Source organism: Actinoplanes sp. NPDC026670 (assembly GCF_040638175.1).
In the GTDB taxonomy this organism is placed as follows: Bacteria; Actinomycetota; Actinomycetes; order Mycobacteriales; family Micromonosporaceae; genus Actinoplanes.
On the sequence record NZ_JBEZXU010000014.1, the window covers coordinates 117,518 to 131,633 of the forward strand.

11 protein-coding genes are annotated in these 14,116 nt (G+C 72.6%); 7 read left to right on the forward strand and 4 right to left on the reverse strand.

What is annotated here, in order from left to right:
• Positions 1 to 2 precede the first annotated feature (2 nt).
• Positions 3 to 638 (reverse strand): NAD(P)H-dependent oxidoreductase, encoded by a 636-nt coding sequence (locus AB0E94_RS16150; RefSeq protein WP_360326798.1) that lies wholly within the window; start codon positions 636 to 638, stop codon positions 3 to 5.
• An 88-nt stretch (positions 639 to 726) separates the two neighbouring features.
• On the opposite strand from AB0E94_RS16150, the gene AB0E94_RS16155 reads away from it, so the two are divergent.
• The 3 genes from AB0E94_RS16155 (at position 727) to AB0E94_RS16165 (ending at position 3,524) form a co-directional block, all read left to right on the forward strand.
• Complete coding sequence (locus AB0E94_RS16155; protein WP_360326800.1) at positions 727 to 1,158, forward strand: MarR family transcriptional regulator; 432 nt, start codon at positions 727 to 729, stop codon at positions 1,156 to 1,158.
• Positions 1,155 to 2,351 carry an MFS transporter gene (locus tag AB0E94_RS16160; protein ID WP_360326801.1) on the forward strand — a complete coding sequence of 399 codons (1,197 nt, stop codon included), beginning with the start codon at positions 1,155 to 1,157 and terminating at the stop codon, positions 2,349 to 2,351. Before AB0E94_RS16155 ends, AB0E94_RS16160 begins: the two co-directional genes overlap by 4 nt.
• Positions 2,352 to 2,531: 180 nt before the next feature.
• A complete protein-coding gene (locus AB0E94_RS16165; protein ID WP_360326803.1) occupies positions 2,532 to 3,524 on the forward strand; it encodes a LacI family DNA-binding transcriptional regulator in 993 nt (330 codons plus the stop codon).
• Here AB0E94_RS16165 and AB0E94_RS16170 read toward each other — a convergent pair.
• The gene (locus tag AB0E94_RS16170) at positions 3,521 to 4,162 is read right to left on the reverse strand and encodes a ThuA domain-containing protein (protein ID WP_360326805.1); all 642 of its coding nucleotides are present in this window, start codon (positions 4,160 to 4,162) and stop codon (positions 3,521 to 3,523) included. The two genes, AB0E94_RS16165 and AB0E94_RS16170, sit on opposite strands and share 4 nt — an antisense overlap.
• Positions 4,163 to 4,455: 293 nt before the next feature.
• Here AB0E94_RS16170 and AB0E94_RS16175 point away from each other — a divergent pair, with 293 nt between their 5' ends.
• Together AB0E94_RS16175 and AB0E94_RS16180 are read left to right on the forward strand one after the other, a co-directional pair.
• Positions 4,456 to 6,543 (forward strand): BTAD domain-containing putative transcriptional regulator, encoded by a 2,088-nt coding sequence (locus AB0E94_RS16175; protein ID WP_360326806.1) that lies wholly within the window; start codon positions 4,456 to 4,458, stop codon positions 6,541 to 6,543.
• A 58-nt stretch (positions 6,544 to 6,601) separates the two neighbouring features.
• Positions 6,602 to 9,082 (forward strand): alpha/beta hydrolase, encoded by a 2,481-nt coding sequence (locus tag AB0E94_RS16180; RefSeq protein WP_360326807.1) that lies wholly within the window; start codon positions 6,602 to 6,604, stop codon positions 9,080 to 9,082.
• Here AB0E94_RS16180 and AB0E94_RS16185 read toward each other — a convergent pair.
• The gene (locus tag AB0E94_RS16185; RefSeq protein WP_360326808.1) at positions 9,051 to 10,478 is read right to left on the reverse strand and encodes an MFS transporter; all 1,428 of its coding nucleotides are present in this window, start codon (positions 10,476 to 10,478) and stop codon (positions 9,051 to 9,053) included. The genes AB0E94_RS16180 and AB0E94_RS16185 overlap by 32 nt on opposite strands.
• 48 nt (positions 10,479 to 10,526) lie before the next feature.
• Between AB0E94_RS16185 and AB0E94_RS16190 the strand changes: the two genes are divergently transcribed.
• A complete protein-coding gene (locus tag AB0E94_RS16190; protein ID WP_360326810.1) occupies positions 10,527 to 11,087 on the forward strand; it encodes a TetR/AcrR family transcriptional regulator in 561 nt (186 codons plus the stop codon).
• 87 nt (positions 11,088 to 11,174) lie between these two features.
• A complete protein-coding gene (locus tag AB0E94_RS16195; protein ID WP_360326812.1) occupies positions 11,175 to 12,938 on the forward strand; it encodes an SDR family NAD(P)-dependent oxidoreductase in 1,764 nt (587 codons plus the stop codon).
• 67 nt (positions 12,939 to 13,005) lie between these two features.
• On the opposite strand, the gene AB0E94_RS16200 is transcribed toward AB0E94_RS16195, so the two are convergent.
• Positions 13,006 to 14,115: a sugar-binding protein gene (locus AB0E94_RS16200; RefSeq protein ID WP_360326813.1), complete on the reverse strand. Its 1,110-nt coding sequence runs from the start codon at positions 14,113 to 14,115 to the stop codon at positions 13,006 to 13,008.
• Position 14,116 lies beyond the last annotated feature (1 nt).

Consider the following 14,116-nt stretch of genomic DNA (forward strand, 5'->3'; position numbering starts at 1 on the left):
GGTCAGGGAGCCGCTGTCAGGAGCTTTGCCGCCTCCCGGGCCCGGGCGTGGGCCGTCGCGCGGGCGGCTGCGGCGTCGGCGGTCGCCAGGTTGGGGCGGAAGTGGATCGGGGTGATGTCGGCGACCCCGGCCCAGCGGAGCCAGTCCTCGACGTAGGGGGCCTGGAAGTCGGTGCCGAACGCGGGCGGGCGCTCGGGGCCGTACACCGCGCTGGTGTAGATGACCGCGGCGCGTTTGCCCTGCAACAACCCGGTGTAGCCGGTCTGCGGGTCGAAGCCGAAGGCCAGGCCGGGCTGGCTGACGACATCGATGAGCTGCTTGAGGATGTACGGGACTCCGGCGTTCCACATCGGGACGCTGAACAGGTAGGTGTCGGCGGCGTCGAAGCGGCGGAACGTGGTGATCGCCGCGTCCCACGCCTGGGCGGCCTCGCCGGACGGCTGCTGACCGGCGAAGACGGTCATCTTTGCGGACACCGCGGGCGGGCCGAACGGCGGCAGCGTGCCGTCCCAGAGATCCCACTGCTCGATCGGCGTGTCCGGGTTCACCTCCCGGACGGTGTCGAGGAAGGTTCCGGCGATGGCCAGGGACTCGGAGTCGCGGCCGCGCGGCGAGGCGGAGATGTGCAGGAGCTTCACGGGATCCTCCAGAGAGAAGTGATTGCGTGCGCACGCACATTCCTACTCCGTTGCGTGCGCACGCACAAGAATTCGGTAGGCTTCGGTGATGAGCGACACCGACGTGGCCGCGTGGGCGGCCCTGCTGCGGGTGCACGCCGCGGTGGTCCCGGTTCTCGACCGGGAGCTCCAGGCCGCCTGCTCACTGCCTCTCACCTGGTACGACGTGCTGCTCGAACTGAACTACGCGCCCGGGCGGCGGCTCAGCATGGGCGAGCTCGGGCAACGGGCGGTGGTCAGCCGCACCCGGGTCAGCCGGGTCGTCGACGCCCTCGCCGAAGCGGGACTCGTCACTCGTGAGAGCAATCCCGACGATCGGCGGTCCGCCTACGCGACACTGACCGACATGGGACTCCAGCGATTCCGGGCCGCCGCTCCGGTCTACCTCGACGGGATCCGCCGGCATTTCACCAGCCTGATCACGGCGGACGAGTCCCGTACCATCGCGTCTGCTCTGCAAAAAATCCTCGACGCACGGTGACGGGCGTCTCCTACCTCGAGGTTCTGCGAAGCGGGCGGCTCTCCGGGGTGATCGCCGGCGACGCCGTCGGCAAGCTCGGCGACGGCATGCTGTTCGTGGCGCTGCCGCTGCTCGCCCTCCAGATGCACGGCGGCCTGCGCCCGGCCGCGGCCGTCTCGATCATCATCTCAGCGCCGTACGTGCTGGCCATGGCCCTGTCGATGTACTTCGGCGCCGGGCGGCGGAGGTTCCGGGCCCGGCTCGTCGTCGCCGCTGACGGCGTGCTGCGGGCGGTCACGTTCGTGGTCTGCGGGCTGCTCGCCGACAGCGGGCGGATCTCGTTCGGCCCGCTGATCCTCGTGCTGGCCGCCGGCTCCGGGCTGCGCCTGATGTCGGCCAGCGGACGGCGGCTGCTGGCCACCGGAATGGCCGGCGAACGCGCCCGGCTCTCGGTGAACGGGCTGCTCGGCACCTCGGACAGCCTCGCCATGTACGTCGTCGGGCCGGCTGTCGGCGGGGTGCTCGCCGCGGTCACCCGGCCCGGAGTCGCCGTCGCCGTCGGCGGATGCGCCTACCTGTCGCTGATCGTCTGCGCGGCGCTGGCCCGCAGCACCTCGGCCGGTACCGAGGCGCCCACCCGGTCCGGATGGTCGGTGCTGCGCCGCAACCCCGTCGCGTACCGGCTGCTCGTCGTGGACTTCCTGTTCAACCTGTTCTACGGGCCGGTCGAGGTGGCGCTGCCGCTGCTGGTCACCGACGACCTCGGGGCCGGGGCGGGCGCGCTCGGCACACTCTGGACCTGTTTCGGGGCGGGGGCGCTCGGCGGGGCGGTGCTCACCCGGCGGTTGCAGCGGTTCCGGCCGCAGGCGACAGTCGTGGTCATCATCGGCGGGTGGGCGGGCGCCATGGTGCTGCTCGCGGTCGCGCCGACGGTTCCGGTCGCGGCCGGGGCGCTGCTCGTCGGCGGGTTCCTGTACGGGCCGTTCCTCGCCGTCGCCTACACCCTCTTGCAGGACAACCTGGACGAAGCCGACCACCAGCCGATCCTCACCATCTACGCGGCCGGGATCGCGCTGGCGGCACCGCTCGGTCTCGGGGTGGGCGGGCCGGTGGTCACCCTTCTCGGCGCTCGGGGCGGGGTCGCGGCGTCCGCGCTGGTCACCGCGATCCTGGCGCCGGCCGTGTGGTTCTGGATCCGCCCCCGCCCGGCCTGACCAGCCCGCGCCGCTGGTCGGCACGCTGCGGTGTGGATCGCGCCGCTGGTCGGCACGCTCGGGAATCGGGCACGGAAATCGATGGATGGCGTGAGTATCGTGAACGCGGGAGAGGCGATTCAGTAGGGCGACCGAGCGAGGGCTGCGGCTCAGGCGTACCGGAAGAGGGGTTGACCGATGATGGGTGACACCTCGGGCGAGCGCACCAGGATGGCCGAGATCGCACAGGCCGCGGGAGTCTCCGTGGCCACCGTGTCGAAGGTGTGGAACGGGCGCGCCGACGTCTCCGACCGCACCCGCGAGCGGGTCGAGGAGTTGCTGCGCCTGCACGGCTACCGCGGGCGGCGGGCGTGGCCTACCGAGTCGGCCGGCACCATCGACGTGATCTTCCAGGAGATCGACTGCGCGTGGGAGGGCGAGCACCTGCGTGGGATCGAGGCGGCCGGGCACGAGGCCGGGGTCCGGGTCGTGGTGTCGTCGCTGGACCGTGGGGAGACCGCCCGGCGGCAGTTGTTGCAGCGGCTCCGGGCCGGGCGCACCGATGGGGCGATCCTGGCCACGCTCACCGCCGCCGGGCCGCTGGTGACGGCCTTGAACAGGCTGAACGTGCCGGTGGTGGCGCTGGATCCGACCTGCCGGACCGCCGGGGATCTGCTCAGTGTGGACGCCGCCAACTTCGCCGGCGCCCGGGCGGCCACCGCGCACCTGCTGGAGCTGGGGCACCGGCGGATCGGGTTGATCGCCGGGTTCGACGAGCTGATGTGCAGCCGGGCGCGGTTCGACGGGTTCCTGGCCGCGCACGACGACGCCGGGCTCGCACCGGATCCGAGGCTGATCGAGCACGGGGAGTTCGACTTCCCGTCCGGGGTGGCCGCCGGTGGGCGGCTGCTCGACCGCGATGTGCCGCCGACGGCGGTCTTCGCGATGAACGACTTCATGGCGATCGGGGTCTACGAGGCCGCCCGGATCCGGGGGATGTCCGTTCCCGGTCAGCTGAGCGTGGTCGGGTTCGACGATCTGCCGGGATCCCGGTGGGCTGCGCCTCCGCTGACCACGGTCCGGCAGCCGCTGCGGGAGATGGGGGCGCTCGCCGCCCGGACCGCGCTCGGGCTGGCCGAGGGCGGCGTTCTCGGCACCGACCTGGTGGTCCGGGAGAGCACGGCGCCGGTCTAGGCGGCGGCCCACAGCAGGCCACGCTCGGTGAGCGTCCGGATCTGGGGGACCCGCAGGTCGGCGGGGGAGTGGCCGAGCGTGGAGACGAAGACCCGGCCCTGCCCGAAACGGCGGGTCCAGACGACCGGCATCACCACGCCGGCGGTGTCCGGTTCACCGTGACCGCCGTCGAAGGTGGTGGTGGCCAGCACCTCCAGGCTCGGATCGACATGGCAGTAGTACTGCTCGGTGTGCACCTCGAACGACGTCAGGCCGGCGGTGATCGGGTGCGCAGTGGTGAAGTCGACGGTGTGGTCGATCAGGCCGCCCGGGTGGTGCAGGAAACGGCCGCCGACCATGTACTGGTAGCGGGCCGCCGAATATCCGAACGCGATGACGCCACCGTGCCACCCGGCGAAACCGGCGCCCGCCCGGACCCGGCCGACCAGGCTGTCCTCCTGCTCGGCGGTGAGGTCGCCGCGGGTCCAGCACTGGACGATCAGGTCGGTGGCGTCGAGGACCGCCCGGTCGGTGTAGACGTCGAGGGTCTCGGCGACGGTGATGGCCGCGCCGTGTGACTCGAGGAAGTCGCGGAACAGCTCGGTGCAGACCACCGGCTCATGGCCGTCCCAGCCGCCGCGGACGATCAGAACGTTCATGAGACTCGATCATGCCGCATCGAACGGCCCGGCGACCCGCAGGAGCGGGCGAGAAGCGAAACGAGAGAGGAGCGAGAGCGGGGTTAGGCATGATGGGCGGACGCTGCGCCGCAAGGTGCGGCGGGGGCCGGCCCGCTGCCCACGGGGACCCTTCACATGCCCGGCGCCGAGCAGGTGGGGACCCGCTCGCGTAACGCGTAGACGGCCCGGGACTGTGTTGAGGGTGGCAGGCCGGTCCGCCCCGGGCGGAGCTGCCCCCACCGGCCGCCGGTTGAGGTCTACAGTGGCCGACCGTGCGCTACCGCATCCTCGGGCCCCTCTCCGTCATGGACGGCGAGCGGCAGGTGACGGCCGGACGGGACCGGACCGTGCTCGCGATGCTGCTGCTGCGCCCGAACCGGATCGTCGCGCTCAGCGAACTGGCTAGCGCGGTGTGGGGGCCACGGCCGCCCGCTACGGCACGTAACCAGCTCCAGAACTGTGTCTCCCGGCTGCGGCGGGTGCTGCCGGCCGACGCGATCCTCACTGATCCGGCCGGTTACGGCATCCAGGCCGGGCCCGACGACCTGGACAGTGTCGTCTTCCTACGGCTCGTCGCGGCCGCGCGGGCCTCTTCCGGTGACCGGAGCGCGCGTACGGCGTACCAGATGGCCTTGGATCTGTGGCGCGGCGAAGCCTGCGCCGGAATCGACGCGCCGCCGGTCCGGCAGGCCGCCGCGATGCTCGACGAGGAGCACACCCTCGCGGTGGAGGACTGGGTCGATCTGGAGCTGGCCGACGGCCGCGCCGAGGAACTGGTCGCCGAGCTGGCGACGCTGGTCGAGCGGTTCCCGCTGCACGAGAGGCTGCGCGGCCGGCTGATGCTGGCCCTGCACGGCGCCGGCCGCCCGAACGACGCGCTCGCCGAATTCCATCGGGCATCCGACACGCTGCGTGACGAGCTGGGCATGGAACCTGGAGAGAATCTCCAGGCCGCACACCGGGAGATCCTGTCCGGCACGGTTTCCGTCACTCACCGTCCGATCAGATGCCTTCCGCGTACGGTCGTCGACTTCACCGGTCGGCATGAGGTTCTGACGCGTCTGCAAACCGGGGTATTCGCAACGAACCCGTCGGTGGTGGTGATCGACGGGATGCCCGGTTCGGGCAAGACGACCCTGGCGCTGCACCTGGTCACGCTGGCCGGCGACCGGTTCCCGGACGCGCACCTCTTCGTCGACCTGCACGGGCACAGCGAGCGGGCCCCACTCGAACCACCGGCCGCCCTCCAGGTGCTGTTGCGCCAGCTCGGCCTGCCCGCCGACGACATCCCCGCCGACCACGCCGGACGGGCCGCCCGCTGGCGTGCCGAGGCCGCCCGCCGCCGGCTGCTCGTGGTCCTCGACGACGCCGCCTCGGTCGCCCAGATCATCGGGCTGCTGCCGGGCACACCGGGCAGCCTGACCGTGGTGACCAGCCGCCGTCGCCTGCGCGGGCTGCCCGGCGCACACCGGGAGCCGCTGCCGCTGCTCGCCACGGACGAGGCGGTGGCGCTGCTGGGGCGGATCGCCGGCGACCGGGTACGGGCCGAGCCGGCGGCGGCCGCCGATGTGGTCCGGCGCTGCGGCGGCCTGCCGCTGGCGGTCCGGCTGGCCGGGTCACGGCTCGCGCACCGGCCCCGCTGGCGGGTCGCCGACCTGCTGGCCCGGCTGACCATGGCGGCCCTGCCCGAGCTGGCGGTGGAGAACCGTACCGTGATCGGCGCGTTCGCCCTCTCCTACGCCGACCTCAGCGAACCCGCGCAGCAGCTGTTCCGGCTGCTCGGCGCCTACCCGGGCGCCACCGTCGACGCGCTCGCCGCGGCCGCTCTGACCGGGTTCCCGCTCGCCGACGGGGCGGCGCTGCTCGCCGAACTGGCCGACGCCCGCCTCGTCGACGAACCCGAACCGGGCGTCCACCGCCTGCACGAGCTGCTGCGCGAGTATGCGTCCGCGCTGCCCGGCCGGACCGGCGCGGCGGTGCTCGGGGTGCTCAACCTGGAGACGCACGCGCTGATGGCGACGATGCCCGAGGCGTACCGCCGGTTCGTCGAACGTGACCTGGAGTCGATGCCGCTGCTGCGCCCCGACCTGGTTCGCGTGGTCGGCGACCCGGCCGCCCGGCTCGAGCGCCTCCGTAGCGACCTGCCCCGGTATCTGGACGCCGCGGTCCGGGCCGGGCAACCGCACTATGCCTGGTGGATCCCTCGGGCCGCCTGGTACGCCCTCTGCCGCCGCGGCTACCACGACGACGTGGCCGTCCTCAACGAACGCGGGCTGGCCGCCGCCCGGGAGCACGGCGACGACGAGGCGCTGGCCCGGATGTCCGACCTGGTGGAGTCCTCCCGCTGGGCGGCGTCCTGACCGGGCGGTTCCGGTACGGCGAGCCTCGCCGGTTGCCTGGCCTGGATAATATGGACATATGGTAGCTATTCGGCCGACGGTCGAACTGCGTGTGCACGGTGTGGGCGGCGCGTCCCCCGATGAGTTACTGGGCACCACGGCCCATCGACAGGTGTGGGGCGACCGGATCGCCGGCTTCTACGCGGCCGACGGCGAGGTCCGTGGGCGGCGGGTCGAGGCGTACTGCTGGGGCGGCATGACCTCACGCAGCAGCGCCCGGGTCCTGTGGCTGCTGCTGTTCCCGTTCATGCTGGCCAACGTCGCCGGCTGGACGTGTTCGGCCCGGGTCCGCCGGGACCGGTGGATGTTCGCGGCGCACCGGGCGTGCGGGCGGCTGGCCGCGCTGGCGGTGACCCTCAACCTGCTCCTGATCGCGGCGATGGCCGCCATGGACGTGTGGGCCTACCAGTTCTCCGGCCGCCCGCTTCCCGGGTCGGCGCTCTGGATCGAGCGGGTGCTCCACCTGCCGGCCGGCCTGCGGCCTGGGCAGCGCATCGTCATCGGCGCCGGCCTGGTTCTGGCGAACCTGCTGGTGATCGCGTTGCTGGCCGAGCGGACCCGTAGCCGCTACGAGGACGTCCTCCCGGCGAGCGCACCGACCCGGAAGCCGATGTGGGGGAGCGCGGCCGCACAGCCGGACGGGGTCGCCGACCCGCGGTTCTACGACGGGCAGACGACGGCCTGGCGGCTCGCCCGCCTGCATCTCAGCGCCGGAGTCGCCTGGCTGGCGCTGTTGCTGGCCTGGATCGGCGGTGGTGAACAGCTCGACACCTGGACCGTGAAACTGGCGGCCGCGACGCTCCTCATCACGATCGTGCTGATCGCCTGCGAGGTGACAGGTAACCGGCTGACCCTGTTGCTGACCGGGGCGGCGCCCCTGGTGGCAGTCGTCGTCGCGGTCTGGGTCTGGAGGCAGTCAACGATAGGCGAGGTGCCCGGGCACCTTCCGGGCATGTTGGCGGCCGTTCGGGCCACCTTCGCCCTGATCGGCGGCCTGATGGCGGCGCGGGTGCTGCTCATGCCGCTCATCGTCCTGCTGCGACGGCTCGGATTCCGGCGCGGCGTGGTCGACGGCCCCCCGGCGGACCGGAAGTGGCGGGCGGCCCCGTTCGTGGTGGCGGTGCTCAGCGTCGTGAGCATCAACGCCGTCGGGCTGGGCAGCCTGATCGCCATCGGCCAGGGCCTCGGTTCGGTGGTCTGGACGTTCGACCTGCTCGCCGCCTCCGTCGAACCGGTCGATCCGGCCGACCTGGCCGACGGTTTGGCGATGTTCCCGGTCCTGCGGGTGGTGGGCCCGTGGCTGACGCTGGCCCCGGCCGCGGTGGTGGCGGTGTTCCTGCTGGTCGAGCTGGCGCGGTGGGTGCTCGCCGGCCGCGACCGGAGCACCGGGCCGATCGTGGCGGAGTACACCGGACGGTCCGACGCCGGCCCGGCGCCGGAGCCGCCCTGGGATGTGTGGCGCCGCAGCGCCCTCCCAGCCCCGGGCATGTCCCCGTTCTGCCGCAGGCGAGCCGTGCGGTGGGTCCGTTCGATCGCCCGAGCCCGGAAATCGGCCACCTACTCGGCTGACGTCCGCTACCTGGCGGCCGGTGTCGCGCTGGTCGCCCTTCTGTTTCCGGCCCTCTACCTGAGGGAGGCCCCGTGGTTCCCGACCTTCGCCGAGAACCTCGCCGTCTCGTTGGCGGTGATGACTCCGAGCGCCGGGGTGGTCCTGCTGCGCTGGGGCTGGCGGCGGCCCGGCGCCCGCCGCTGGCTGGGCGTCCTCTGGGACGTCGGCACCTTCTGGCCGCGGGCCTTCCACCCCTTCGCCCCACCGTGTTACGCCGAACGAGCCGTCCCCGACCTGCAACGCCGCATCCGCTGGCTGCGCGACAACGGCAACCAGGTGGTGCTGGTCGGCCACAGCCAGGGCAGCGTCCTGGCCGCCACCGCCCTGGCCCAGCAGCCCGACCCGGACACCGTCCTGGTCACCTTCGGTTCCCCGCTGACCACGCTCTACGGCTGGGGCTTCCCCGCCTACATCAACGCCGACCTGTGCGGCCGGATCAAGGGGGAGTGGGTCAACTTCTCCTACCGCACCGACTACATCGGCGGCCCGGTCGGCTGCGGCGGCGTCGACATCCCGCTGCCGGACCCGGCGACCTCCTGGCACATCGCCGGCGAGCCACTCCCGCCGATGCGCCGCCACACCGGCTACTGGTCCGACGACGCCATGTGGGCCCACATCGACGAGACGGTGGCCAAGCGCCTCGCCGACATCCCGGCCCCGGCGAGGCCGGGGCCGGCTGACTCCGTGACGCCGGTCGGGCCGGGGCCGGCCGGCCCCGCGACGCCGGTCATGCCGGGGCCGGCTGACTCCGCGATGCCGGTCATGCCAGGGCCGGTTGACACCGCGATGCCGGTCGTGCCGGGGCCGGCCGGCTCCGCGATGCCGGTCGTGCCGGGAGCGGAACATTCGACGTCGCCGGTCACGCCGGGGCCAGCTCGCTCTCCGGTGTGACCACGGCCGGGGCGGGCGCCGCTGCCCGCCCCGGGACCAGCAGCGACACCCCGAACGCGGCCGCGCTCGCCAGGGCCAGCAGCAGGAACGACATCGTGTAGCCGGTCTCCGCGGGCAGCCCGTGCGCCCCCGGGTGTGCGGTGACGATCGAGCTGACCAGGGCCGTGCCGATCGACGCGCCGATGGTGCGGATGTTGGTGTTCATGCCGCTGGCCGCGCCGGTCTGGTGCCGCGGGACGCTCTGCACGATGAGGTTGATCATCGACGAGTAGATCAGGCCGAGACCGATTCCGAACACCGCGGCGGCCAGCGAGACGGTCCACTTCTGATCGTGGGCCAGGGCCAGGGTGAGGCAGGACAGGGTGCCCATCGCCGAACCCCAGAGCAGCTGCGCCTTGTTGCTCACCCAGCGGGTCAGCGGGCCACTCAGCGACCCGAAGACCGCCATCGCCACCAGCATCGGGGCCATCAGCAGGCCGGCCTCGGTCACGGACGCGCCGAACCCGTACCCGGAAGCCGCCGGAACCTGCATGAGCTGCGGCAGGAACGCGAACACCCCGAACATCGCGGCCCCGAACAGCATGGCGGCCAGGTTGGTGGTCCAGACCGCGGGCAGGCGCATCATCCGCATGTCGATCAACGGCTCGGCGGCGCGCAACTCGGCCGCCATCCATCCGGCCAGCAATACGATGGCCAGGGCGAACATTGCGATGGTACGGGCGGAGCCCCATCCCCAGACAGCGCCTTTGCTCAGTGGCAGCAGCAGGGCGACGAGCCAGCCGGCCAGCAGGAACGCCGACAGGATGTTGATCCGCCCCGGGCTGCGTACCGGAGACGCGGGGACGACCCGCCAGGCCACGATGCCGACGACGGTCACCACGGCCATCGGGATCCAGAAGAGCCAGCGCCAGTCGAGGAACCCGACGATCGGGCCGGCCAGCACGATGCCGACGCCGCTGCCGGTGGCGATGACCGCGGCCAGGGTGCCGATCGCGGACGCCACCCGGTCCGGCGGGAACTCGTCCCGGATGATCCCGAACGACACCGGGAAGACGGCCGCTCCGAGGCCCTGGAGCACGCGGGCGGCGATGAGCACGCCGATGTTCGGGGCGAGCGCGGCGACCAGGCAGCCGAGCGCGATGGCGGCGAGCGCCACGAGCAGCGTGCGGTCCTTGCCGATGATGTCGGCGACCCGGCCCATCAGCGGGGTGGCCACCGAGGCGGCGAGCAGCCAGGCGGTGAGCACCCAGGTGACCGTGCCGGTGGAGGTGTGCAGGTCCTGCCGGATGGTCGGCAGCACCGGGGTGAGCAGGCTCTGCATCAGCGCGAACGCGGCAGCGGCCGCGGCCAGCACCGCGAAGGTCATTCGTGGCTTGGCCTGGTAAAGTCGAGGCATGCCTCCACATTACCGGAGGCTAGCCTCCGCTTCGCAAGGGATATTCGGATGACCGAGACGCCGATCACGGTGCGACGGCCGCAGCGAGCCGACGCCCGGCGCAACTTCGACGCGCTTCTGGCCGCCGCGCGCGACGCGTTCGCCGCCAACGGCGCCGACACGTCGCTGGAGGAGATCGCCAAGAAGGCCGGCGTCGGTGTCGGCACCCTCTACCGCAACTTCCCGACCAGGCAGGACCTGATCGAGGCGGTGTATGTGGAGGAGGTCACCCGGCTCAGCGACGCCGCCGCGGCGGTCGCCGACCAGCCGCCGTGGCCGGCGCTGCGTGCCTGGCTGGGGCGTTTCGTCGACTACGTGGCCACCAAGCGCGCCATCATCGACCTGCTCAACCGCGACTCGGAGATGTTCGGCGCCTGCCGGGCCGTCATGTACTCGGCCGGCGAGCCCCTGTTCGACCGGGCCAAGCAGGCCGGCGAGATCCGCGCCGACGCCGCTTTCGACGATGTCCTGCGCCTGGTCTCCGGCCTGAGCTCAGCCGCCTTCGTCGACGACGACCAGCGCCGCCGGGTCCTGGACATCGCCCTGGACGGCCTCCGAGCCCACCGCTGACCCGGCCTCGTCCGGACAATCGGCGCTGCGGACCCATCCGGGCGGCGACCGGCGGCGAATCCCCGGCAACAACGAGGGGAGGACGTCATGTCGGTGGTCGTGCTGCTGCATCTGGCCGGGCTCGGAGCGGTCGCCGGGTTCCCGCTTCCGTGGGAGGCCCGGATCGTCCTGCTGGTCGCCTATCTGCTGGGCCTCCGGCAGGCCTTCGATCCATCCAGCGTCACCGCGGTGGCGGCCGGCCGGGCGGTCGAACGCGGCCGGGCCGGCACCGCCGCGGCCTGCTTCGCCGCCGGGTTCGGCACGATGGCCGCGGGCGTGGTGTTCCTGCTGGTCACCGCCCTGCGGATGCTCCGCCCGGACGGCTCGGCGATGTGGTTGTACCTCGGCGTCATCGCGGCCCTCCAGGTCGTCGTCGTGGTGCTGACGATCCGCCGGCGGCGCTCGGCCGCACCGGTCCGCCTCGACCGGGTGATCGCCCAGGTCCGCAAGCCGGTGCAGCTCTTTCCGGTCGGTGCGCTGTCCGCGGTGAGCCTGATCGCGGTGGCCGAGACGGTTCTCGTCGTCCTGGCCGCGGGCCCGCTCGCCGCCGCCCGGCCGCTCTACCTGATGCTGACCTTGCCGGTCCTGTTCGCGGCGGGCGTCTCCGTCACCGCGTTCCGCGTCTCGCCGGCCCGTGCCGCCGCCCTGCACGTCGCCGCCACGGTGGCCGTCGCCCTCGCCGCTGCGGCGCCGACGCTGCTCGCCCTGAACCTCCGCCCCGGCTTCCCGGCCCTGCCCGACCTGCCGGACACCCTGACCGGCGACACCACCGACGTGATCGACTACGCCCAGTCGCAGCCCGCGGCCCTCGCCGACTATCTGCTGTCCCGGCCGCTCCTGCTGCTCCTCCTGCTCGTGGTGATCCTCGCGGTCGTGACGGTCCGCCGGGCCCGCGCGAACCGGAACACGTCCCCGGCAACCACCTCACCCACCGCCCCGGCGTCTCGCCAGGCAGCCGCATCTCGCCCGCAGCCGTCCGGCCCGAGCAAGCCCAGCCTTCTGGAGCGCGCCCGCCAAGGGCTACGCACCCGCCGGTCAGCCCGCCCTGCCGATCAGCAACCGGTTGCCCAGCCCATCGCACCGCTCGTCCAGTCCGCCGAACTCCCGGCGCGGCCAGTGCCCTACGGCGGTGTGCGGGCGGTCGCCCGGGCGACGGTGCACGACTCCGCCTACCGCAACCAGCCGGTGTCCGGCGCCCCCGGAAACTCCGGTTCCGGGATCGCGATCGTCACCGGAGCGGGCGCCGGCCTCGGCCGCTCGATCGCCCTGGCCCTGGCGGACGCCGGCTACGGCATCCTCGCCGTCGACCTGGACGCGAACAACGCCGCCATCTGCGCGAACGACGCCCGCACCTACGGCGTCCCCGCTCAGGCGGTCCGCGCGGACCTGTCCGACCCCCGCTACCTGGACCGGATCATCGCGGTGGCCGAGGAGTGGGGCCGCACCGAGGTCCTGGTGACCGCGGGCGCCGGCGGCTGGCCCGCCCCGAACCCCGGCGAGACCGCCGAGATGCGGCTGACCGTCCTGGCCGCCGAGGCGATGCGGACCCGGGCCGGCGCGGTCCTCAACACCGTCCCGGCGTCGTCCGCGGATCGTCCGGCGCTGACCCGCTTCACCGCGGAGCAGACGGGCGTGCGGGACGGCGTACGCACAATGCTCCTCATCACCGACGAACTGGCGCCCGCGGCAGCCACCGCGGCCGCGCTGGATCTGATCCGCACCGGCGCAGCCGGCACCGTCCTGGATCTGACCGCCCCCGTCGCGGACCGGCGACCGCCCCGGTTCGCCCGGGGTGTCGCCTCGGTCGCCTGATCCCAGCGCGGGAACGGCGACGGCCCGGCCTCCGTGAGGGGAGGCCGGGCCGCGACGGTGGGGCGGGTTACTTGGTGAGCGGGGCCAGCTTCGGGTCGTCGGCGTACGCCTCAGCCGCGTTGGCCTTGGTCACGATGACCGGCGCGAGCAGGAAGGCCGGGACGACCTTGACGCCGTTGTCGTACGACTTGGTGTCGTTGACCTGCGGGGTGGCGCCCGTCTGGAGCGTCTTGACCATGTTGATGGTCTCGGCGACCAGCTTGCGGGTGTCCTTGTTGATCGTCGAGTACTGCTCGCCGGCGACGATCGACTTGACCGACTCGACCTCGGAGTCCTGGCCGGTGACGACCGGGATCGGCTTGCCGGCGCCCTTGACCGAGGTGATGATCGCGCGGGCCAGGGTGTCGTTGGGCGACAGCACGCCGTCCAGGGTCTTGCTGGTGTAGGTGGAGGTGAGCAGCGAGTCCATCCGGCTCTGCGCGTTCTCCGCCTTCCAGCCCTGGGTGGCGGTCTGCTTCACGTCGGTCTGGCCGGAGCCGACGATGACGTCACCCTTGTCGATGGCCGGCTTGAGCACGTCCATGGCGCCGTTGAAGAAGACACCCGAGTTGTTGTCGTCCGGCGAGCCGGAGAACAGCTCGATGGTCCACGGGCCGGTCGCCTTCTTGGCCTTCATGCCGTCCAGCAGGGCCTGGCCCTGGAGCTGGCCGACCTTGAAGTTGTCGAACGCGATGTAGTAGTCGACGTTCGTGGTGTTGGTGATCAGCCGGTCGTAGGCGATGACCACGGCGCCGGACTGCTTGGCCTGCTCGACCTGGGTGGACAGCTGGGCCGCGTCGGTCGCGCCGATCACGATCACCTTGGCGCCCTTGGTCACCATCGCGGTGATCTGGGCCTGCTGGTCGGCGACGGTGGTGGAGGCGCCGGCGTACTGGACGTCGGACTGGAAGCCGGCGTCCTTGAGGCCGTTGGTGAACAGGTCACCGGCGAGCACCCAGTTCTCCGACGTCTTCGACGGCAGGGCCACGCCGATCAGCGCGTCCTTCGCGAAGCCGGCGGCCGGGGCGCCGGACGCGCCGCCGGCCGGGGTGGAGCCTTCCCGGTCGTTGTTGCAGCCGCTGGCCACCATGGCCGCGGCCACACCGACGGCAAGGACCTTTGCCAAAGTTGTACGCATC